This is a genomic window from Lysobacter olei (genome assembly GCF_054777355.1).
Genome location: NZ_BAAHAT010000002.1, coordinates 330,635 through 352,111, shown reverse-complemented (window position 1 = coordinate 352,111; position 21,477 = coordinate 330,635). Strand labels below are relative to the sequence as shown.

At 69.2% G+C, this 21,477-nt stretch carries 14 protein-coding genes; 6 read left to right on the top strand and 8 right to left on the bottom strand.

Annotated elements, in window-relative coordinates; all coding sequences use genetic code 11:
• Positions 1-200: 200 nt before the first annotated feature.
• Positions 201-1,733, bottom strand: coding sequence for a serine hydrolase (locus ACYVBS_RS04235; RefSeq protein WP_460821999.1), 1,533 nt, complete (start codon positions 1,731-1,733; stop codon positions 201-203).
• A 301-nt stretch (positions 1,734-2,034) separates the two neighbouring features.
• Between ACYVBS_RS04235 and ACYVBS_RS04230 the strand changes: the two genes are divergently transcribed.
• Positions 2,035-4,977, top strand: a complete 2,943-nt coding sequence (locus ACYVBS_RS04230) for a bifunctional diguanylate cyclase/phosphodiesterase (protein WP_460821998.1) — start codon at positions 2,035-2,037, stop codon at positions 4,975-4,977.
• Here the strand turns inward: ACYVBS_RS04230 and ACYVBS_RS04225 are convergent.
• The 4 genes from ACYVBS_RS04225 to ACYVBS_RS04210 form a co-directional block, all read right to left on the bottom strand.
• Positions 4,961-6,634 carry an NAD(P)/FAD-dependent oxidoreductase gene (locus tag ACYVBS_RS04225; protein ID WP_460821996.1) on the bottom strand — a complete coding sequence of 558 codons (1,674 nt, stop codon included), beginning with the start codon at positions 6,632-6,634 and terminating at the stop codon, positions 4,961-4,963. The two genes, ACYVBS_RS04230 and ACYVBS_RS04225, sit on opposite strands and share 17 nt — an antisense overlap.
• A 231-nt stretch (positions 6,635-6,865) precedes the next feature.
• Positions 6,866-8,614: a serine hydrolase gene (locus ACYVBS_RS04220; protein ID WP_460821995.1), complete on the bottom strand. Its 1,749-nt coding sequence runs from the start codon at positions 8,612-8,614 to the stop codon at positions 6,866-6,868.
• 211 nt (positions 8,615-8,825) lie between these two features.
• Positions 8,826-9,332 (bottom strand): EF-hand domain-containing protein, encoded by a 507-nt coding sequence (locus tag ACYVBS_RS04215; protein WP_460821994.1) that lies wholly within the window; start codon positions 9,330-9,332, stop codon positions 8,826-8,828.
• A gap of 106 nt (positions 9,333-9,438) precedes the next feature.
• A complete protein-coding gene (locus ACYVBS_RS04210; RefSeq protein ID WP_460821993.1) occupies positions 9,439-10,035 on the bottom strand; it encodes a DUF938 domain-containing protein in 597 nt (198 codons plus the stop codon).
• Between the two features lie 123 nt (positions 10,036-10,158).
• Between ACYVBS_RS04210 and ACYVBS_RS04205 the strand changes: the two genes are divergently transcribed.
• Entirely contained in the window at positions 10,159-10,482 is a 324-nt protein-coding gene (locus ACYVBS_RS04205; protein ID WP_460821992.1) for an I78 family peptidase inhibitor, read from the top strand.
• On the opposite strand, the gene ACYVBS_RS04200 is transcribed toward ACYVBS_RS04205, so the two are convergent.
• Both ACYVBS_RS04200 and ACYVBS_RS04195 read right to left on the bottom strand, forming a co-directional pair.
• On the bottom strand, positions 10,460-11,308 hold the full coding sequence (locus ACYVBS_RS04200; RefSeq protein ID WP_460821991.1) for a murein L,D-transpeptidase catalytic domain family protein: 849 nt from the start codon (positions 11,306-11,308) through the stop codon (positions 10,460-10,462). The two genes, ACYVBS_RS04205 and ACYVBS_RS04200, sit on opposite strands and share 23 nt — an antisense overlap.
• Positions 11,309-11,333: 25 nt before the next feature.
• Positions 11,334-12,524: a L,D-transpeptidase gene (locus tag ACYVBS_RS04195; RefSeq protein ID WP_460821990.1), complete on the bottom strand. Its 1,191-nt coding sequence runs from the start codon at positions 12,522-12,524 to the stop codon at positions 11,334-11,336.
• A 132-nt stretch (positions 12,525-12,656) separates the two neighbouring features.
• Here ACYVBS_RS04195 and ACYVBS_RS04190 point away from each other — a divergent pair, with 132 nt between their 5' ends.
• Entirely contained in the window at positions 12,657-13,169 is a 513-nt protein-coding gene (locus ACYVBS_RS04190; RefSeq protein ID WP_460821989.1) for a guanyl-specific ribonuclease, read from the top strand.
• The gene (locus ACYVBS_RS04185) at positions 13,166-13,612 is read left to right on the top strand and encodes a barstar family protein (protein ID WP_460821988.1); all 447 of its coding nucleotides are present in this window, start codon (positions 13,166-13,168) and stop codon (positions 13,610-13,612) included. The genes ACYVBS_RS04190 and ACYVBS_RS04185 overlap by 4 nt, the downstream gene beginning before the upstream one ends.
• A 51-nt stretch (positions 13,613-13,663) precedes the next feature.
• On the opposite strand, the gene ACYVBS_RS04180 is transcribed toward ACYVBS_RS04185, so the two are convergent.
• Complete coding sequence (locus tag ACYVBS_RS04180; protein WP_460821987.1) at positions 13,664-14,938, bottom strand: TCR/Tet family MFS transporter; 1,275 nt, start codon at positions 14,936-14,938, stop codon at positions 13,664-13,666.
• A gap of 247 nt (positions 14,939-15,185) precedes the next feature.
• On the opposite strand from ACYVBS_RS04180, the gene gltB reads away from it, so the two are divergent.
• Both gltB and ACYVBS_RS04170 read left to right on the top strand, forming a co-directional pair.
• Entirely contained in the window at positions 15,186-19,733 is a 4,548-nt protein-coding gene (gene gltB, locus ACYVBS_RS04175) for a glutamate synthase large subunit (RefSeq protein WP_460821986.1), read from the top strand.
• Positions 19,730-21,265 carry an FAD-dependent oxidoreductase gene (locus ACYVBS_RS04170; RefSeq protein WP_460821985.1) on the top strand — a complete coding sequence of 512 codons (1,536 nt, stop codon included), beginning with the start codon at positions 19,730-19,732 and terminating at the stop codon, positions 21,263-21,265. The genes gltB and ACYVBS_RS04170 overlap by 4 nt, the downstream gene beginning before the upstream one ends.
• The last annotated feature ends 212 nt before the right edge of the window (positions 21,266-21,477 follow it).

Sequence of the window (21,477 nt, the reverse complement as noted above, 5' to 3'; positions counted from 1 at the left end):
CTCACCCATGGCCCGCTCTACACGACACCCCCATCGCACTGCCTCCCACCTGATGACGGGTGGTGGAGTTGAAAAGCAGAAGCCCCGTCTTTGACGGGGCTTCTTTGTTTAGTTCGTCGGTTCGCACGAGTTCCGCTCGCGGCCAGAAGCTGCCCCTCCGAAGGCAGCGCCCCAGAGATTTAAATTGGAGTTGGCCAGTCCTAGTCGACTTTGGCGGCCTGCTGGTCCCGGCCACCCTGGTGCAGGACCAGTGCCTTGGGCTTGCCCGACGCATCCACGACGAACGTGATCTGCGCATCCACCGCTTCCAGGAAGAACCTGGTATCCGTTTCGGCGAATAGCGCGAACTGGGGCTGATCGCCCAACCGGAGCAGGAGCTGGTCATCGACGAGCGTGATGTCGAACTGCATGCCGGGCGCCAAGTCGTACTTGCCGACGTAACGGGCGAGGACCGCCGGAGCGACATCGACTTTCACCCGCTTGGTGGCGACGCGATCGAGCTGCGCGAACAGTCGCTCGATCCGGCCAGGCGACACCTGCCGACGGTCAGGCAGCGGCCAGTCGTACTCGCTCGCCACACTGGCGATGATCAACGATGCCAAGGCCTGGCCGGCCTCCGAATTCGTCATGATGACGATGCCTTGGCCGGTGTCGGCCAGCATCTCGAAATGCGCGAAGTAACCTGGGTTGCCTCCCGAGTGTGCGAAATAGCCGTGCGCGTCGTCTCCACGCACCACAAAACCCAGTCCCATCTCGTCCCGCTGCGGGGACAGCATCCGCCGTGCCGAGTCGCGGGAAAGCAGGCGGCCGCTGCCGTCACGCTTCGATTTCGCCACGTCGATGACCAGCTTCGCGAGGTCGGTGGGTGTGGTCCATAGGCCGGCCGCCGCCAACTCGGGATTCACCCGCCAGCCGTCCTCCAGCGCAGACCCGACACCAAGGTGGCCACGTGCAGCGCGGGCCACATCCGCTTCGGAAAGCACCTGCTCGAATGAGCTGTCGTCGAGCTCGAGAGGACGCAGCACAGTGTCCTGCAGGATCGATTCGAAGGATTGATCCAGGCGGTCCTCCAGCGCCAGCTGGAGCAGTGAATATCCGAGCCCGCTATAGGCGACCTCCGACCCGGGCTTGGCCACGACCCCTGCCGCGCTGTTGGTGGCAGGCGCCACTCCGTCCAGGACCTGCACGATCCGGGGCAGCGGTGCGTTGCGCGCGTATCCCGGGAATCCTCCGGGCGTAATGCCTCCCGTGTGGGCCAGCAGGTGGCGGATGGTGACAGTTTCTCCCTGCTGGAGTTCGCTGCCCGGCAGCTTCCACGACTGCAGGTACTCGTTGATATCGGTGTCCAGGTCGATGGTGCCGCGCTCGACCTGTTGCATTACGGCCAGCGCGGTCACGGGCTTGGCGATGGACGCGGCCTGGAAGATCGTGTCCGGCGTGACCGGTGATCCGTGCGACCCCGACGTGGTGGCACCGTACGCCTTGGCCCAGGCGAGGTGGTAGTCATCGATGACGGCAATGCTGACGCCGGGCACTGCCAAGGCATCCATCCATTGCGTCAGCGAGAGTTTCAGCGTCCTGTCGCCCTGCGTAACGGCAGGCAGTCCGGACTCGACGCGTGCGGCGCGCACGTCGGATTCCGGCTCGACGGCGCCGGTATCGGCCATCGATGACAGCGGCCATGCCAGGCAGGCGAGCAACGCGAAGTACGAAAGTCGCATTGGGATTCTCATGGGGGCCCCTAAAGGCCACCATCGCGAGGGAGCGGAGGGGCGACAGTAGGCCCGAAGGTTGCACGAGGAGATGCACGGGTCAATAAGACCGTCCGCCCGTGACGACTGGACGGTCGGCTTCCATGCCTTCTCGCTGCGGTGTCTCTTGTCGCTGATCTGGCTGTGCAACTGGCCATCGGGCGCAAGGAAGTTACCAGCGCGCGAGAAATTACCTCACACCCGGCACTGAAGTTTCATCGAATGCCGCCGTTAGGATTCAGGTAAGGGGTACTCCCCACCCTCCTGATCCTCCGATTCGACCATGCCGTCCGCCCACGCCGTACCGCTGCCGCCGATTGCCGACCTGGGCATCTCCCGCACGAGTGAACTGCTTGAGGTGCGCAGCGTGGGCGAGGGCATCGCCGTGGCGCAGCGGCTGGCCCGCGCCACGCCGGGCGTCGCGGACGCGCGCGTGCTGTTGCCGCCGTCGGGCAACGGCATCGCCGGCCTCCGCGACGACGACGTGACCGAATGCGTCGCGCGGCAGGCCTGGCACGAGCGGCGTCCCGCGCGCTCACCCGACGGGGAGTGGCTGGGCCTGCCGCTTCCCCACAGCGGTACCGTGCTGCTGCTTCGGCTGGAAGACCCCGACCGCTACCAGGCCGTGATTGCCGCACTGGGCGCGCTGCCCGGCGCCATCGACCACTGCCTGCGGGGCCTGCTCCGGGTCACGGAGTTGGAGAACTCGGTGGTCCGCCTGGAGCACTCCGAGCAGTTGCAGCGCGCGCTGTTCGCGATCTCCGACCTGGCCGGATCGGGTCACGAGATGCCCGAGCTGCTGCGCGGCATCCATGCCATCGTCGGCACGCTGATGTACGCCGAAAACCTGTTCATCGTCTTGTACGACGAAGGCAGCGACACGGCCCAATTGCTGTACTTCGTCGACCTCAAGGACATAGCGCCGGTCGAGCGGTTTGCGCTGGACGAACTGGAGCATTCGCTGACCTGGTACGTGATCCGCAAGGGCATGGCGCTGCGTGGCGACTCCGACCAGCTCGATCGCCTGATTGACGGCCCCGTGCGGCGGGTCGGCAGCGAGTCGGTGGACTGGCTGGGCGTGCCGCTGCTTGGCGATGGGCAGGTGCGCGGCGCGCTGGTCGTGCAGAGCTACGAGCCCGGCGTGTCCTACACCGCTGAGGACCAGGCCTTGCTGGAGTTCGTGGGCAGCCACGTGCTGACCGCGCTGGACCGGCGCCGCAGCACCGAGGCGCTGGAACACAACGTGCGCCTGCGCACCGCGGAGTTGGCCGAGGCCAACCGAGGCCTGCAACAGGAAATCGTCGAGCGCCAGCGCGCCGAGCGGCTGCAGGCCGCGCTGTTCCAGATCGCCGACCTGGCCAACGCCGACCTGGACGAACGCTCGTTCTACTACCGCATCCACGAGGTGGTGTGGCAGCTGATCGAAGCGCGCAACTTTTACATCGCGCTGCTGGACGACGAGCGGCGCACGCTGCAATTTGCCTATTTCGCTGACGAGCTGGACGTGGTCCCGGAACCGCGGATTCCGGGCCAGGGCCTGGCCGAGTACGTGATGCGCCAAGGCCGGCCGCAACTGCTGGCCACCAGCGACCTGTTCGACCTGCACCGAACCAAGCAACTCGATCTCAGCTTGATTGGCCCGGTGCCGGTGTCGTGGCTGGGCGTGCCGTTGCGGTTTGGCGACGAAATCGGCGGCGTGGTCGCGGTGCGCAGCTACGAAGGCACCGCTGGTTATGGGACCGCGGACCAGGAGTTGCTGGAATTCGTCGCCTCGCAGATCGCCAGCGTATTGAACCGCCGCCGCGCCACACGCATCCGCGAGCAGGCCTACGCGCAACTGGAAGACCGCGTGCTGGAACGCACCCGCGAGTTGCGCCGCGAGATCGGCGAACGCGAGCGCATCCAGCGCCAGTTGGAGCACGAGGTGCAGCACGACGCCCTCACGGGTCTGCCCAACCGCGGGGTATTGCAGCACCGGCTGGAGCTGGCGCTGGAGGACATGCAGGAGCGTGAGGGCCCGCGCTGCGCGCTGCTGTACCTGGACGTGGACCGCTTCAAGGTCATCAACGACAGCCTCGGTCACAGCGTCGGCGACGAATTCCTTCGTGAAGTGTCGCGTCGCATGGTGCGCTGCGTGCGCGAGCCGGACGTGGTTGCGCGCTTGGCCGGCGACGAGTTCGCCATCCTGCTGGTGGACATTGCGACTGTCGACGTGGCGGTGCGCGTGGCCAAGCGCCTGCTCGACCTGCTGTCGGAGCCGCTGCAGGTGGGCGGGAAGACCCTGTCGCCCTCGGCCAGCATCGGCATCGCGGTGGCCGGCGACGACTACCGCAGCGCCAGTGAGCTGTTGCGCGACGCGGACCTGGCGCTGTACCGCGCCAAGGCGCTGGGTCGCAAGCAGTACGCGCTGTTCGACGACTCGTTCAAGCAACGCACCACCGACGTGCTCACCGTCGAGGCGGAACTGCACGAGGCATTGCACAACGACCACTTCGAACCGTTCTTCCAGCCCATCGTGCGCCTGTCCACCGGCGAGGTCGTCGGCAACGAGGCGCTGCTGCGCTGGCGCCACCCCACGCGCGGCGTGCTGACGCCAGACACCTTCCTGTCAGTGGCCGAAGACAGCGGTGCGATCGATGCCATCGACTGGCGCATGTTCGAACTCAGCTGCCGGTTGGCCGCGCAGCAGCCCGGCAACACCTACCTCACCATCAACGTCTCGCCGCGGCACTTCCGCGACGCGGATTTCGACCGCCGCCTGCTCGACATCGTGGCGCGCACGGGGTTGCCGCCGGCGCGACTGCTCGCTGAAGTGACGGAAGGCTCGCTGCTGGACAACAGCGACCACGTGCGCGACATCCTGGCGCGACTGCAGGCCGCCGGGGTGCGCACCGCACTGGACGATTTCGGCACCGGCTATTCCGCGCTCAGCTACCTGCACACCTTCCCGCTGCGCGTGCTGAAGATCGACCGCAGCTTCGTCGCCGACCTGGGCCAGCCCGGCAAGGAAAACATCGCCTCGGTGATCGCGGCGGTGCTGGCGTTGGCCGGCGCGCTCGGCATGGATGTCATCGCCGAAGGCATCGAGACCGAAGCCCAGCGCCAAGCGCTGCTGGCGTTGGGCTGCGAGTTTGGCCAAGGCTACCTGTTGGGGCGTCCGGCAGCAGTCACGGTGGTGCAGGCCAGCGCGTCGTCGCCGGCCCCGGTGCTCAGCGCGACGACATGATCGCGCGTGCCACGGCCTCGGCCACGCGGATGCCATCCACGCCCGCCGACAGAATGCCGCCGGCATAGCCCGCGCCCTCGCCAGCGGGATACAAGCCGCGCGTGTTGAGGCTTTGCAGGTCGTCGCCACGGGTCATCCGCACCGGTGACGAGGTGCGGGTCTCCACGCCGGTCAGCACCGCATCGGCGCGGTCGAATCCCTTGATCTGCTTGCCGAACGCGGGCAGCGCTTCGCGGATCGCATCGATTGCATAGCGCGGCAATGCGGTGTCCAAATTGGTCAGGTGCACGCCCGGCTTGTACGACGGCTGCACGTCACCGAATTCCGTCGAGGCGCGGTTGGCGATGAAATCGCCCACCAGCTGGCCCGGCGCGTCGTACGTGCGCCCACCCAACTCGTAGGCCAGCGATTCGAAATGCCGCTGCAGCGCGACGCCCGCCAGCGGCGAGCCGCTGTTGTCGTACTCGGCGAAATCCGCCGGCTCGATGCCGACCACGATGCCGGCGTTGGCGTTGCGCTCGTTGCGCGAGTACTGGCTCATGCCGTTGGTGACCACGCGGCCAGGCTCGCTGGTCGCGGCCACCACCGTGCCGCCGGGGCACATGCAGAAGCTGTACACGGCGCGGCCGTTCTTGGCGTGGTGCACCAGCTTGTAGTCGGCCGCGCCGAGGATCGGGTGCCCGGCCTGCGGGCCGAAGCGCGCGCGGTCGATCAGCGACTGCGGGTGTTCGATGCGGAAGCCGACCGAGAACGGCTTGGCCTCCATGTGTACGCCGCGTGCGTGCAGCATCTCGAAGGTGTCGCGCGCGCTGTGGCCCAGCGCCATCACCACGTGGCCGCTGCGCAGCTCACTGCCGTCAGACAACTTCACGCCACGCACGTGGCGCACGCCCTCGGCATCGCTCTCCACCAGCAGGTCGTCCACGCGCGCGGAGAATCGGATCTCGCCGCCCAGGCGGAGGATCTCTTCGCGCATCGACTGGATCATCGACACCAGGCGGAAGGTGCCGATGTGCGGCTTGCTGACGTATTCGATCTCTTCCGGCGCGCCGGCCAGCACGAACTCGCGCAGCACCTTGCGGCCGCGGTGTTCCTTGTCGCTGATCTGGCTGTACAGCTTGCCGTCGGAGAAGGTGCCGGCGCCGCCTTCACCAAACTGCACGTTGGACTCGGGCGTCAGTTCGCGCTGGCGCCACAGGCCCCAAGTGTCCTTGGTCCGCTCGCGCACGGCCTTGCCGCGCTCCAGCACGATGGGGCGGAAGCCCATCTGCGCCAGCAGCAGCGCGGCGAACAGGCCGCAGGGGCCGAAGCCGACCACGAGCGGGCGCTCGGTCAGGCCTTCGGGGGCGCGGGCGACGAGCTTGTAGGTGGTATCGGGCGTGGGGCTGGGCTTGGGCTGGCCCTTGGCCGGCGCGCGGCCGGCGGCGGCGTCGGCCGCGGCCTGCTCACGTGCCAGCAGCTCGGCGGCGCGCGGGGTGTCCACGTCGAGGGTGTAGATCAGCTGGATGTCGCCGCGCTTGCGCGCGTCGTAGCCGCGGCGGAACACATGCACCACCATCGGCTCGTCGGCGCGCAGGCCCAGCCGTGCGCGCACTGCCGCGTCCAGCGCCTCGGGCGGGTGGTCGAGGGGCAGCTTGAGGTCGGTGATGCGGAGCATGTGGGGGGCGGCCGGGGGTGCGGTCCGCCATTTTACGGGTGAGGGCGGGTGCGGGGTGCCAAGGCTGCGTTGCGGGTGGGCACCGGGCGCAGGGGCATCGCGCGTCGCGGCCCGATACCCGGCTTTGGCGCGATGCCCCTGCGCCCCATGCCCCGACAGGGTGAGGTGGGCCCTGCGCCCCGATAGGGTGTGGAGCGGTCCGCGCCCCCATTGGGGGCGCGGAGTTCGGGCTTACTTGGCGCTGCGCTTGAAGGCGATCTGCTGGCCGTTCTGGTGCAGGGTGGCGGTGTCGGCCGTGCCGCTGGCGGGGCTGAACTCCAGCGTGGCGTCGACCACGGTGGGGTAGAAGCGGTCGGCGGATTCGGCCTGCAGCGGCAGCACCGGCTGGCTGCCGAGCTGGGCGTGCAACGCGCCATCGGCCACGCTGATCACCAGCGGCATGCCGTTGAACTCGTAGCGGCCCACCAGGCGCTGCAGTGCCGGTTCCGGCAACTGCACCGACGCGCGATCGGCCGGCAGTGGTTCGTTGCTCAGCGCCACCTCCGTGCCCGGGCCTTCGCCTTCGGGGAAGAAGCGCATCGCCGTGATCTTGCCGGTGGCATCGCGCAGCAGGTCGAAGCGGTTGAAGCCGTCTTCGTACAGGAAGGAATCCTTGCCAATCGGGATCAGCTGCGCGCGCTGGCCACCGGTGCGCTGGCCGGTGAGCTTGTCATCGACCACGCGCAAGGTGCGGGTGGTCTTGTCGTCGATTCGGTACACGCCTTCGTACTGCTTGAGCGTGGCCGGGTCGATGGCGACCGGCGTGGGCGTCGGGTACGGGTCGCCCAGGGCGAATGCGGCCAAGCGGCGGGCGAGCTGGTCGGGGCCTTCGTTGTCGCCGCGCGAGCCCTGGCCGTTCTGCAGCACCACCACGCCGATGTCGTCACCCGGCAGGTAGTTGAGCGTCGTGGAGAAACCGAAGATGCCGCCGCCGTGCGACAGCATCGGGCGACCGCGCAGCGTGCCGGTGGCGATGCCGTAGCCGTACTTGCTGTCGACCGCCTTGCCTTCGGGCGTGATCATCGCGGTGTAGGTGGCGTCCTTGAACAACCGCCCTTCGTGCAGCGCGCGGTTCCACTTGTGCAGGTCATCCACCGACGACACAAGCGCGCCGGCCGCGTGCGGCTGGGTCATGCTGATCTGCGGCGGATCGACCACCTTGTCGCCCTCCCACGCATAGCCATGCACTTGGCGCGCAACGACGGCGGGGTCGTGGCCGTAGCCGGTGTGGTCCATGCCCAGCGGCGCGAAGAACTGCTCATGCAGGAAGCGGTGCCACGGCATGCCGCTGGCCGCTTCGATCACCGCGCCCACCAGCACGTAGCCGGAGTTGTTGTATTTCCAGCCCTTGCCCGGGGCGAACTCGGGCTTCTCGTTCTTGAACACGTCGATCAGCTGCGCGGTGGTCACGTCCTTGCGGATCGGGCCGTCCATCATCCCGGGCATGTCGGTGTAGCTGCGGATGCCGGAGGTGTGGTTGAGCAACTGGCGCACGGTGACGGCGCCGCCGTTGGGGTAGCCGGGCACGTACTTGGTCAGCGGGTCGTCGAGGGCCGCCTTGCCCTGCTCCACCAGCCGCAGCACGCCGGCGGCGGCGAACTGCTTGCTGACCGAGGCGATGCGGAACATCGCGTCGGGCGTCAGCGGCGTGGCAGCGGTGACGTCGGCGCGGCCGATGGCACCGCGGTACAACACCTGGTCGCCGCGGGTCACCAGCACCGCCGCGCCGGGGCCGGCGGGGTCGTAGGTCTTGGCAAGCAGTTGCGAGGCGAAGTGCGCCACGGCGGCCGGGGTCGGTACACCGGGCTGGGCGGCAGACGCGGCGGGGGCGGCGTCGGGCTTCGTGGCCACGGCCGCGGGCGAAGCAGCAAGGGCCGTGCCGGCCACGGCGGCGGCCAGCGCGACGGTGAGCAGCGAGGTGGCAGGAGACAACAGGCGCATCGACGATCCTCCATGAGTGGATGGCCTCGCGCGATGCGCCGGAGTGGCACCCGCGGATGGCGTCGATGACAGCCTACGGAAATTCCAGACTGGAAACGGCCTGCCGGACGTCACGGGGCCGCATGGCACGGTGACCATGCGGCCCAGCGATTACCTGCAGGCATCCCGGGGCGCGAGGTGCGTGTGCGCTTACGCCCGGGTCGCCTGCGGCTTAGTCGTGCTTCTGCCCGCCGTGATGGCGACGGCCGTGGCCGCCCATCATTGGCGCCTTGGCCATTTCCTCGCGGCTGATCGCTCCGTCCTTGTTGGCGTCCATGCGCGCGAAACGCGCGTCGGCGTGCTGCTTGCGGCGGGCCTCCATTTCGGCGCGGCGCGCTTCGTGCGCGGCCTCGAGTTCGGCGCGGGTCAGCTTGCCGTCGCGGTTGGCGTCGGCCTTGGCGAACCAGGCCTCGCGACGTGCGGCGTGACGCGCCTGGCGGTCCTTCTGGTCAATGAATCCGTCCTTGTCGGCATCCATTTCGGTGAAGCGCTGCGCCAGGCCCGGCCGCGCCTCGGCTTCCTTGCGGCTGATGCGGCCGTCCTTGTCGGTGTCGAGCTGCTGCAGGCGTTCGCCGTGCATGCGGTGCCCGCCGGCGTCGCCGGTGTGGTTGTGGGCGATGGCCAGGCCGGACAACGTCGCGGCCGTCAGGGCCAGGGCAAGCAGGGTGGTGCGCTTCATGGGGCGGTCCTCGGTGAGGCCGGCGACATGCCGGACATGTACCGGTTAACGCCGCGCCACCACCGCGGTTGACGTCGCGCCGGCGCCGTTCAGCGCGCGGTCGGCATCAGCGCGCCTTGCGCCACACGCGACAGCGGTTGTTGGCGGGCATGGCGAGGTCTTCCTCCAGCACCAGGCCGACCGCAGCCGCCAGCGCATCGACGGCCTCCGCGTCGCGGATCGCCGAACGCGGATCCCGCGCTTGCAGCCAGGCATCGAAGGCGCGGTTGCTGTCGCTGGTGTAGGTACCGCCGTAGTTGAACGGGCCGTACACCACCAACACGCCACCCGGCGCGAGCACGCGCGCCACGCCTTCGAAAAAAACCTGCACGTCGGACCATCCCATGATGTGCAGCGTGTTGGCGCTGAACACCGCATCGAATACCTGCGCGGGCCACGGGCCGCAGGCGACGTCCAAGGCCAGCGGCGCGGGCGTGTTGCGCAGCGCGGCGTCATCCAGCCACATCGCAATGCCCGGCAGGTTCTCGGCGCGGTCGCTGCACTGCCACTGCAGCCACGGCATCGCCGCGGCGAAATGCACGGCGTGTTGTCCAGTGCCGCTGCCAATCTCCAGCACGTCACGACAGTCCGCGAGGCGAGGCTGCAATACGGCCAGGATCGGATCGCGGTTGCGCTCGCAGGCGGGGGCGTGGGGTTTGTCCATCGCAGGGGCGTTCCAGTACGTGAGGGTCGTGGGTCGGTCGCAACCGGTGCGACGGCGAGACCTTTACATGGCACTCACTGCCGTCCCCGCATTGTCACCCCAAGCCCCGTCGGAGTTCCCGCCATGGCATCACCCCGTACCGCTGACACCCGCCTGCCGTTGATCCCCTTGGCGGTCCTGCTCGCCTCGATGGTCGCCTGCAGCACCATGCCCGCCGAGCCGCCGATGGACGGCACGCCGGTCGGCGTGTGCAACGCGCAGGCCGCGAGCTGGGCGATCGGCCGCGCGCCCACCCAGGACGTGGTCGACCGTGCCACCCGCGACAGCGGCGCGAAGGTCTCGCGCGTGCTGCGCCCGGGTCAGGTGGTGACGATGGAATACCGCGCCGACCGCCTCAACATCGACGTCAACGAACGCGAGGCGATCACAGGGTTGCGGTGCGGGTGACCATGTTGGTGCCGGGCCGTCCGCCGCGCACGAGGGCGGCGGCCCCGTTACACCCCAGGAAGCGGGAGCCCTTCAACCACCGGTCGTTCTTCGCGTAGGCGAAGACCAGCTGGCCCTGCTTGAGCGTGTCGATCATCGGCTTGGCCACTTCCGGGCGCACCGCCGGGCAGCCGAAGCTACGGCCCAGACGGCCCTGCGCACGCGCCTGCAGCGGGTTCACGTACGGCGCACCGTGCATGACGATCAGGCGGTTGCGCGCGTTGTCGTTCCAGCCCGGCTCATGGCCGTCCATGCGCAACGAGTAGCCGTTGCCGCCGAAGTAGGTCTCGGCGGTGGTGAACAGGCCTAGGCTGGTCTGGTGGCTGCCGTCGGTGTTGGAGAATGAGGTCGCCATGTTCTCGCCACTGCCGCGGCCGTGTGCGACGTACTCGTCGTACAACAGGTTCGCATTGCGCAGATCGAACACCCACAGTCGGCGCTCGGTCGACGGCTTGGAGTAATCGATCACGGCCAGCCGGGTCGCATCGGCACCTGTGCCCTCGCGACCGGCGCAGGTGCGGGCCTCCAGCGCCAGCGCCAGTACTTCGGGATTGGCGTGCGGCGCGGCCTTGGCCAGGCGCTGCAGCAGCGTCGGCTCGTTCGGGAGGTTCGGCGTCGTGTCATGACGCGCGGGGGTTGCGGCGTCGGCATGGGCGACGGCCGCAGGGGCGGTGGACAAAGGCGGTGCGACGAGCGGATTGGCCGCGGCGTTGGACGTCCTTGCCGAAGGCGCGACACATCCCGCTGCCAGCACTGCCGTGAGCAGGGCCAGAGGGATTTTTGTCATGCAGTGAGGTTACATGAAGATCGCGTCAAGGGCGTTCAGCTTGCTGACCGTTCGGGTCAGGTTGAATCGGGGCGTCTTCCTCGTCGCTGTCATCGTCCTGGCCACGGATCACGGTCAGGCCGGCATTGGCTTCGCGCGGTTGCAGCGGCTCGTCGGTGACCACCATCGTCGCCCCCGGTGACAGCGACTCGTACACCAGCTGGCTGAACACGGGCGGCACCAGCAGCCGCTCACCGCGGACCGCCGCCTGCAGGTCCTGGTGCAAGTCGGGCGTGCCCCCCGGCACTTCCACCTGCAGCCAGCGCAGGGGCGGGCGTCCCGGGACCAGCGTATTGGGCCCGTTGCCCTGGCCGTCGAGCAGCACGTAGGCATGGGTGCCGCTCATCGGGTCACCGGTGAGGGTGACGGCCGCGCGGCCGATCTCGGTGCCTTCGCGCATCACCACCACCTCCTGGTCGTGGGTGCTGAACACGATGGTGATCGGGCCATCGGTGGCACGCTCGGGCGTCCAGCTGAACTGACCCTTGGGCAATGCTTTCGCCGGCGTCCGCGCGCGCCCGGTGGACGCGTCCACCGGCGCGAACAGGCCCGGGGAAACGACGTCCGGATCGTGCGACGCGGCGTTGGCCACCACCACGGTCATTCCGTGCGAGGTGACGTCGAACAGCTTCTTCGAGAATTCCAGCGGCAGCCGCACGCAGCCGTGCGACGCCGGGTAGCCGGGCACCCGGCCGGCATGCAGCGCGACGCCATCCCACGTCAGCCGCTGCATGTACGGCATCGGCGCATCGTCGTAGAGATTGGAGTAGTGCTCCTTGCGCTTCTGCAGGATGGTGAACACGCCGGTCGGCGTCTCGTAGCCCTTCTTGCCGCTGCTGACCGTGGACACGCCGATGCGCACACCGTTGCGGTACACGTAGGCCTGCTGCTCCGGCAGGCTGATCACGATCACCACCGGGCCTTGCGGCGCCAACTCCGGCGTCCACAGGTATTCCCCGGGTTTCAGCGCCAGCGGCGGCGGGGACAGCGCGGCCAACGGCGCAGCGGCGGTAAGCGGCGTGGGCACGGGCGCGGCCGTGCTGTCCGCCGGAGGCGCGAGGGTGGTCGCGGCCTGCGGTGTGGCGGTGGCGGGCGTCGACAGGCCGATCGCCACGGCGACCGCCAGCAGGCAGTGCAGGCGGCGTGCGGGCGCTCGGCGCGGGCGGGATGCGTTCATGGTGGGCATGGCCTTCCTAATTGCGCTAACGGTAACCGCACCGCGAGGGGGCAGCTTGATTGCGCTCAATGCCGCACCCGCTCCGTTGCCGTGGGTTTAGACTGCAGCCACACCGTTGCAGGGAGCAGGGCGATGCGTCACCACCATTGGCTGTTGGCTGCCGTCGTGTTGCTGGGGTTGTGGATGTGGTCCAAGCGGGTGGACAACCCCGATACCGTGCCGCCCACGCCCGCCACGCAATCGGCACCGCCGGCGCCCGCGGGCGTCGCAGCCCCCGAGGGCGATCGCGCCACGTCCCCAGCCGCACCTGCACCGGGCGATGCCGCCACCGTACCGCGCGATGCCGGCACCGCGGCGGCATACCCGGCATTCCTGCCGGCGCAAGCCCACCCGGTGCTGGACGCCATCGCCCGCGGCGGCCCCTACCGGTACCGCCAGGACGGCAACGTGTTCCAGAACCGCGAGCGCCGCCTGCCGGCGCAGGCCAGCGGCTACTACCACGAGTTCACGGTCGACACGCCCGGCTCCGACGACCGCGGGGCGCGGCGCATCGTCACCGGCGGCAACCCACCGGTCGAGTACTGGTACACCGATGACCATTACCGTACCTTCCGCCGCTTCGAACTGACGGACGCGACGCGATGAACGACACCGACCTGCGCAACGTGCTGGCCGACCCGGCGCAGAGCGGCGCCTACTTCGTCGAGGAAGACGACAGCGCGGCGATGGCCGAGGCCGGCGAAGCGCTGGACTACCACGTCTATCGCATCGACCTGACCGGCTGCCCGGACAAGGTGGAGCTGATGGAGCGGCTGGCGGCGGCGATGCGCCTGCCCACCTGGTTCGGCGGCACCTGGGATGCGCTCGCCGACGTGCTCGGTGACCTGTCCTGGCAACCGGCGGTGGGCTACCTGCTGCTGATCGAGCACGCCAGCGACCTGCGCGACGCGTCGCCGGAGGACTTCGATACGCTGCTGGAGATCCTCAACGAGGCCGCGTTCCGCTGGGCCGAGGACGACCGCCCGTTCTGGGCGATCCTGCCGATGCCGGCAGGGGCGTTGCCCGATGACGAGGGCGAGGACGACTAGTCGTCGCGTGTGGCCTCACGCGCAGGCCGACACGAAAACACGCAGGGTGGATCAGCGCGCCGACGGCTCCGGAGTGGCCTGGGCGGCATTCTCCGCCGGCACCTTCGCGAACTTCCACGCCAACGCCACGGCGCAGGCCAGCAACGCCGCGGCGATGAACCACGGCGCGCTGGGCAGTTGCACCGGCGCGGACTTACCAATGAAGTAACCGAAGCTGCCGGCAAACAACGACGGCCCGATGATCCCCGCGAGGCTGACCAGGCTCATCAGCGCGCCCTGGATGCGACCCTGCACCTGCGCGCCGACCTGGCGCGTGATCAGGGCCTGCGTCGATGGCGAGGCCAGCGCCCACAGCGCGCTGACCGGAATGCCCAGCCAGAACATCCAGCCCTCGCTGGCCAGGCCGTAGAGGATGAAACCGGTGACGCCGCACGACAGCCCGAACAGCAGCGCGCGACGCTCGCCGAACGCCTTGACCACGCGCCCGACCAGCGCCCCGTTCACGATGACGCTGCACACCCCCACCACCGCCAGCACCCACGCCACGTCGCGCGGGCCCCAGTCGAAACGGTAATCGGCGAACAGCACGAAGATGCTCGGGTACACGTAGTGCGCGAGGTTGGCGATGAACACCACCGCCGCCAGCCCGAACACCTGCGGGTACTGCTTGAGCAGCACCAGCGAGCCGACCGGGTTGGCATGCGACCAGTCGAACTTCGCGCTGCGCTTTTCCGGCGGCAGCGACTCGGGCAACACGAACCAGCCGTACAGGAAGTTGCACAGCGCCAGCGCCGCGGCAAACCAGAACGGCCAGCGCAGGTTGATCTCGCCCAGCCACCCGCCGATCAGCGGGCCGATGATGAAGCCCAGGCCAAACGCCGCGCCGATCAGGCCGAAGCTCTTCGCCCGCTGCTCGGGCGGGGTGACGTCGGCGATGTAGGCGTTGGCCGTGCTGAAACTGGCCGAGGTGATGCCGGCGATGATCCGCCCCACCAGCAGCCACGGCAGTGAGTTGACCAGCGCCATGAAGATGAAGTCGATGCCCAGGCCCAGGCACGACAGCAGGATCACCTTGCGCCGGCCGAAGCGGTCCGACAGTGCGCCCTGGATCGGTGAGAACACGAACTGCACCGCAGCGAACACCGTGCCGAACACGCCCACCCAGTAGGCGGCGTTGGCGGTGTCGCCACCGGCGAACTGTTCGATCAGGTGCGGCAGCACCGGGATGATCACACCGAACGACAGCACGTCGATCAGCACGGTGATGAAGATGAAGATCAGCGCGGCCTTGCGCACGCGCGGAGCAACGGAATCGGTCACGGACACTCGCCGGGCTCGGGGCAGTCGCGCAGTCTAGCGCGGGCGCGTGGAGCGCAGGTTCCAGCCACGCCGGGGATACTCGGGAAACAGGCGGCCGTTACGCAGGAAACTATTTCAGTTTCAACTATTTACGTATTTGCCGCGTTGCACAAAATGTGCTTTATTCGGGTCATACACGGACACGTACGGTCTGTCGCGGCGAACCCGGTCCGCGACGGACGGCCGTGCCCTGCCCCATCGCCAAGGAACCGTCATGTCCACTGCCGCCTCCACGCCGCTGTACGACCCGCGCGACGAGCACGACGCGTGCGGCTTCGGCCTGATCGCCCATCTGGACGACACGCCCAGCCGCGCCATCGTCGATCGTGGCATCGAGGCGCTGGTGCGCATGACCCACCGCGGTGGCGTGGCGCGCGACGGCCTCAGCGGTGACGGCTGCGGCCTGCTGCTGCGCCAGCCCAGCGCCTTCCTGCGCCGGCTGGCCGAGGAAAGCGGCATCGCGGTGCGTGGCCACTTCGCCTCCGGGCTGGTGTTCCTGCCGCACGATGCCGAAGACGCCGCCCGCGCGCGCGACACGCTCACTGCGCTGCTCGAGGATGAAAGGCTCGCGGTCGCCGGCTGGCGCGAAGTGCCAGTCGACCCATCGGCCTGCGGCGCGCTCGCCCGCGCCTCGATGCCGCGCATCGAGCAGGTGTTCGTCACCCCGACGGGCGGCTTCGATGCGGTCGGGTTCGAGCGCTCACTGTTCCTCGCCCGCCGCCGCGCCGAGCAGCAGTTGCGCGAGGTGGCCGACTTCTACGTGGTCAGCCTGTCGGCGGCGAGCATCGGCTACAAGGGCATGGTGCTGCCCGACCGACTGGCGCAGTTCTACCCCGACCTGCAGCGCACCGACCTGGCCGCAAGCGCGGTGGTCTTCCACCAGCGCTTCTCCACCAACACCACGCCGCGCTGGCCGCTGGCGCAACCGTTCCGCCTGCTGGCACACAACGGCGAGATCAACACCATCGCCGGCAACCGTGCCTGGGCGCAGGCGCGCGCGCACGTGTGGCGCACGCCCGCGCTCGATCTGCGCGAGTTCGACCCGGTGATCACCACCAGCGGCTCGGACTCGCAGAGCCTGGACGACATGCTCGCGCTGCTGCAGGCGGGCGGCATGGACCTGCTCAAGGCGATGCGCATCCTGATCCCGCCGGCGACGCAGTCGCTGGAATACAAGGACGCCGACCTCGCCGCGTTCTACGAGTACTACGCGCTCAATACCGAGCCGTGGGACGGCCCCGCCGGCATCGTCACCATGGACGCGCGCTACGCCGCCTGCACGCTCGATCGCAACGGCCTGCGCCCGGCGCGCTGGCTGCGCACCCGCGACCGCCATTTCCTCATCGCCTCCGAAGCGGGCGTCTGGGAACTGCCGCCCGAGGAGATCGAGGCCAAGGGCAAGCTCGGCCCGGGCGAGATGATCGCCGCCGACCTGTACTCCGGCGAGCTGCTCGACAGCGAGGACATCGACGCGATCAACCGCGCCCGCGCACCGTACAAGCGCTGGCTCAAGCAGGGCACCACCCACCTGCAGACCGAACTGATCGACCCCAACCTGACCGCCGATCCGTTCGACGCGGAAACGTTGGAAGGCTTCCAGAAGCTGTTCCAACTCACTCGCGAGGAACGCGAGCTGGTGCTGCGACCGATGGCCGAGCTGGAGCAGGAAGCCACCGGCTCGATGGGCGACGACGTGCCGATGGCCGTGCTCAGCCAGCGCGTGCGTCCGCTGTACGACTGCTTCCGCCAGGCGTTCGCGCAGGTGACCAACCCGCCGATCGACCCGCTGCGCGAGGACTGCGTGATGTCGCTCTCGACCCAGGTCGGGCGCGAGGGCAACGTGTTCGTCGACGGCCCGGGCAACGTCAACCACGTGGTGCTGAACTCGCCGATCCTCGCCCAGCGCAAGGTCAAGCAGCTGCTGTCGATGGCGCCGTACGACAGCTCGCACCACTACCTCGACCTCAACTACAAGCCCGAGGAAGGACTCGAAGCCGCGCTGCGCCGACTCTGCGCCGAGGCCGAAGCGGCCGCGCGCGAAGGCCACGTACTGCTGATCCTCACCGACCGCCGTCCGCAGCGCGGCTGCGTGATGATGCACGCGCTGCTCGCCACCGGCGCGGTGCACCAGCACCTGGTGCGCACCGGCCTGCGCTGCGACAGCAACCTGATCATCGAGACCGGCACCGCGCGCGACCCGCACCACTTCGCCTGCCTGATCGGTTTCGGCGCCACCGCGGTGTACCCGTACCTGGCCTATCAGACGCTGCACGACCTGGGCACGCGCGGCATCCTCAAGACCGCGAGCGGCGAGGTCACCGAGATCGGCCGCAGTTACCGCCGCGCGATCAAGAAGGGCCTGCTCAAGATCATTTCCAAGATGGGCATCAGCACCATCGGCAGCTACCGCGGCGCGCAGCTGTTCGAGATCATCGGCCTCGACAGGGACGTGGTGGAGCTGTGCTTCGCCGGCACCGCGGCGCGCATCGGCGGCGCGGGCTTCGATGCGCTGCAGGCCGACGCCGAGTTGCTCGCCGAGCAGGCGTGGGACGCGACCACGCCACCGGAGATCGGCGGCCTGCTGCGCTACGTGCCCGGCGGCGAGTACCACCTGTTCAACCCCGACGTGGTCACGCGCCTGCAGCGCGCGGTGCACACCGGCGACTGGGCCGACTGGCACCACTACGCCACCGCGGTCAACGAGCGGCCAACGGCCGCAATGCGGGACTTGCTTCAACTGCGCACCGCCACCACGCCCCTTCCGCTCGACGAAGTGGAACCGATTGAAGCAATTGTTCGCCGCTTTGACACGGCGGCGATGAGCCTGGGTGCGCTGTCGCCCGAAGCGCACGAAGCATTGGCCATTGCGATGAACCGCCTGGGCGGGCGCAGCAACTCCGGCGAAGGCGGCGAGGACCCGGCGCGCTACGGCACCGACAAGGTGTCGAAGATCAAGCAGATCGCGTCCGGCCGCTTCGGCGTCACCCCCGAGTACCTGGTCAACGCCGAGGTGCTGCAGATCAAGATGGCGCAGGGCGCCAAGCCCGGCGAGGGCGGCCAGCTGCCCGGCCACAAGGTCAACGCGATGATTGCGGAACTGCGTTACGCGCGGCCAGGCATCGGCCTGATCTCGCCGCCGCCGCACCACGACATCTATTCGATCGAGGACCTCGCGCAACTGATCTACGACCTCAAGCAGGTCAACCCGCAGGCGCTGATCTCGGTGAAGCTGGTCTCGCACGCCGGCGTGGGCACCATTGCCGCCGGCGTGGCCAAGGCCGGCGCGGACCTGGTCACCATCTCCGGGCACGACGGCGGCACCGGCGCGAGCCCGCTGTCGTCGATCCGCTACGCCGGCACGCCGTGGGAGCTGGGCCTGTCGGAGGCGCGGCAGGCGCTGCTGGCCAACGACCTGCGCGACCGCGTGATCGTGCAGGCCGACGGCGGGCTCAAGAGTGGCCTCGACGTGGTCAAGGCCGCGCTGCTTGGCGCGGAGAGTTTCGGCTTCGGCACCGCGCCGATGATCGCGCTGGGTTGCAAGTACCTGCGCATCTGCCACCTCAACAACTGCGCCACCGGCATCGCCACCCAGGACGACGCGCTGCGCCGCGACCACTTCACCGGCCTGCCCGAGCGTGTGGAGAACTTCTTCCGGCTGATGGCGGAGGAGGTGCGCCGCCTGCTGGCGCAGCTGGGCGTGCGCACGCTGGGCGAGATCGTCGGCCGCACCGACCTGCTCGAGCAGGTGGCCGGTCGCGGTGGCCGCCTGCCGCCGGCTGGGAAGGTAGCGATGGCAACTTCTTCAACTACCGGGACGGCAGCATCCACATCGGCCGCGAACGACGCGGCCGGCCCGCGCCAGCGCCACCTCGACCTGTCGCCGCTGCTGGCCAGCGACGGCCTGCTGCACGGCGGCCACTGCGGCGTGGCCGCGCCGCGCGAACTGGCCACCGGCCTCGCCGCGCAGCTCGACAGCGAGCTGCGCGACGCGATCACGCACAAGCGCGGCGGCCGCTTCGAATACGCCATCCGCAACACCGACCGCAGCATCGGCGCGCGCCTGTCGGGCCGCGTGGCGCGGCTGCACGGCAATCACGGCATGGCCGATGCCCCGCTGCACCTGCGCTTCAACGGCACCGCCGGGCAGAGCTTCGGCGCGTTCAACGCCGACGGCCTCAACTTCGAACTGATCGGCGAGGCCAACGACTACGTCGGCAAGGGCATGGCCGGCGGCCGCATCGTGCTGCGCCCACCGCAGGGCGCGCGCTGGCCGGCGCACGAGTCGCCGATCCTCGGCAACACCTGTTTGTACGGCGCCACCGGCGGCGAGCTGTATGCGGCCGGCCGCGCCGGCGAGCGCTTCGCGGTCCGCAACTCCGGCGCCACCGCGGTGGTGGAAGGCGCGGGCGACCACTGCTGCGAGTACATGACCGGCGGCGTGGTGGTGGTGCTCGGCCGCACCGGCCTGAATTTCGGCGCCGGCTTCACCGGCGGCATGGCCTACGTGCTCGACACCGACCGCGATTTCGTCGACCGCTACAACCACGAACTGGTCGACATCCTGCGCATCGCCGGCGACGGCTTCGAACACCACCGCGCGCACCTGCGCGGCCTGCTCGAGGCGCACCTCGCGCACACCGGCAGTGCCTACGCGCTGCGCGTGCTCAGCGACATGCGCGACTTCATGGGCAAGTTCTGGCTGGTCAAACCCAAGGCCGCCAGCTTCGCCTCGCTGGTCGAGAATCTGCGGAGGGCCGCATGAGCAAGAAGGACACCCCGAAGAAGGACGTCTTCCAGTTCCGCAACGTGCAACGTGAGATGCCCGCGCGCATCCCGCTGCAGCTGCGCCGCGACGGCGACTGGGGCGAGCTGTACGGCCGCTTCGGCGAGGCCGAGGCGCAACACCAGGCCGGCCGCTGCCTGGACTGCGGCAACCCGTACTGCTCGTGGAAGTGCCCGCTGCACAACATCATCCCGCGCTGGCTGGAGCTGGCGCGCGAGGGCCGCGTGCATGAGGCGGCGGACCTGTGCCACGAGACCAACCCGCTGCCCGAGATCTGCGGCCGCGTGTGCCCGCAGGACCGCCTGTGCGAAGGCAGCTGCACGCTAAACGACGGCTTCGGCGCGGTGACCATCGGCGCGGTGGAGAAATACATCGTCGACCGCGCACTGGCCGAAGGCTGGCGCCCGGGCCTGGACAAGGTGCAGCGCACCGGCCGCCGCGTCGCCGTGGTCGGCGCCGGCCCCGCCGGCCTCGCCTGCGCCGACCGCCTGGCGCGTGCCGGTATCGACGCGGTGGTGTTTGACCGCTACGAAGCGGTCGGCGGCCTACTGCAGTTCGGCATCCCCAGCTTCAAGCTCGACAAGTCGATCGTCGCCCTGCGCCGCGAAGTGCTGGAAGGCATGGGCGTGCAGTTCCGCCTCGGCGTCGAGGTCGGCCGCGACATCAGCCTTGACCAGCTGATCGCCGAATTCGATGCGGTGTTCCTCGGCTTGGGCAGCTACCGCTACACCGACGGCGGCCTGCCCGGCCAGGACCTCAAGGGCGTGCTGCCCGCGCTGCCCTTCCTCGTGCAGAACGGCCGCGTGGTGCACACCGTCACCCACCACGACGAAGGCGTGGACCCGACCGTGCACAGCCGCCCCATCGCCGGCTGGGAAGACCGCATCGACCTGCCCGACCTTGCCGGCAAACGCGTGGTCGTGCTCGGCGGCGGCGACACCGGCATGGACTGCGTGCGCAGCGCGATCCGCCTCGGCGCCGCGCAGGTCACCTGCGCCTACCGCCGCGACGAAGCCAACATGCCCGGCTCCGCGCGCGAGGTCGCCAACGCCCGCGAGGAAGGCGTGACCTTCCTGTTCAACCGCCAGCCGCTGGCCCTGCTCGGCGACGGCGCGGTGACCGGCGTGCGCGTCGCCGAAACCACCCTCGGCGCGCCCGACGCCAATGGCCGCCGCAACGCGGTGATCGTCGAAGGCAGCGAAACCGTGCTTGAGGCCGATGTGGTCATCATCGCGTTCGGCTTCCAGGCCGACGCACCGGAGTGGCTGTCCCGCCACGGCGTGGCGCTGGCCAGCAGCGGCCGCATCGTCACCAGCGGCGAGCACGGCGCGTTCCCCTACCAGACCGCCCACCCCCGCCTGTTCGCCGGCGGCGACTGCGTGCGCGGCGCCGACCTGGTGGTCACCGCCACCTTCGAAGGCCGCGAGGCGGCGGCGGGCATCGCGCGCTACCTCGCGCAGCAGCCGGAGGCTGAATTGGTGTCCACATCGAAGGTGGATGCGGCGGCGTAAAGCAGCGGAGCGATCGACTTCGGGTGGGTGGCGGCGGCCAGCCGGGGCATGGCTCCGCCCCTCCGTCCGCGCAATCCCGCGCGGAGTCGGGGCCGCGGACCATCCCTGGCCCGCTCTACGCCATACCCCGACTGTCCACCCCCACGCTTCTGCGGTGAATTTCCGGCGCGCCGATGGTCGGCTGAGGGGCGATTCCCACAGCATTTCTGAAC

Excerpts from the sequence above, each read along its gene's own strand:
- ACYVBS_RS04235 (WP_460821999.1), bottom strand. The coding sequence starts at position 1,733 with ATGAGAATCCCAATGCGACTTTCGTACTTCGCGTTGCTCGCCTGCCTG.
- ACYVBS_RS04230 (WP_460821998.1), top strand. The coding sequence starts at position 2,035 with ATGCCGTCCGCCCACGCCGTACCGCTGCCGCCGATTGCCGACCTGGGC.
- ACYVBS_RS04225 (WP_460821996.1), bottom strand. The coding sequence starts at position 6,634 with ATGCTCCGCATCACCGACCTCAAGCTGCCCCTCGACCACCCGCCCGAG.
- ACYVBS_RS04220 (WP_460821995.1), bottom strand. The coding sequence starts at position 8,614 with ATGCGCCTGTTGTCTCCTGCCACCTCGCTGCTCACCGTCGCGCTGGCC.
- ACYVBS_RS04215 (WP_460821994.1), bottom strand. The coding sequence starts at position 9,332 with ATGAAGCGCACCACCCTGCTTGCCCTGGCCCTGACGGCCGCGACGTTG.
- ACYVBS_RS04210 (WP_460821993.1), bottom strand. The coding sequence starts at position 10,035 with ATGGACAAACCCCACGCCCCCGCCTGCGAGCGCAACCGCGATCCGATC.
- ACYVBS_RS04205 (WP_460821992.1), top strand. The coding sequence starts at position 10,159 with ATGGCATCACCCCGTACCGCTGACACCCGCCTGCCGTTGATCCCCTTG.
- ACYVBS_RS04200 (WP_460821991.1), bottom strand. The coding sequence starts at position 11,308 with ATGACAAAAATCCCTCTGGCCCTGCTCACGGCAGTGCTGGCAGCGGGA.
- ACYVBS_RS04195 (WP_460821990.1), bottom strand. The coding sequence starts at position 12,524 with ATGAACGCATCCCGCCCGCGCCGAGCGCCCGCACGCCGCCTGCACTGC.
- ACYVBS_RS04190 (WP_460821989.1), top strand. The coding sequence starts at position 12,657 with ATGCGTCACCACCATTGGCTGTTGGCTGCCGTCGTGTTGCTGGGGTTG.
- ACYVBS_RS04185 (WP_460821988.1), top strand. The coding sequence starts at position 13,166 with ATGAACGACACCGACCTGCGCAACGTGCTGGCCGACCCGGCGCAGAGC.
- gltB (WP_460821986.1), top strand. The coding sequence starts at position 15,186 with ATGTCCACTGCCGCCTCCACGCCGCTGTACGACCCGCGCGACGAGCAC.
- ACYVBS_RS04170 (WP_460821985.1), top strand. The coding sequence starts at position 19,730 with ATGAGCAAGAAGGACACCCCGAAGAAGGACGTCTTCCAGTTCCGCAAC.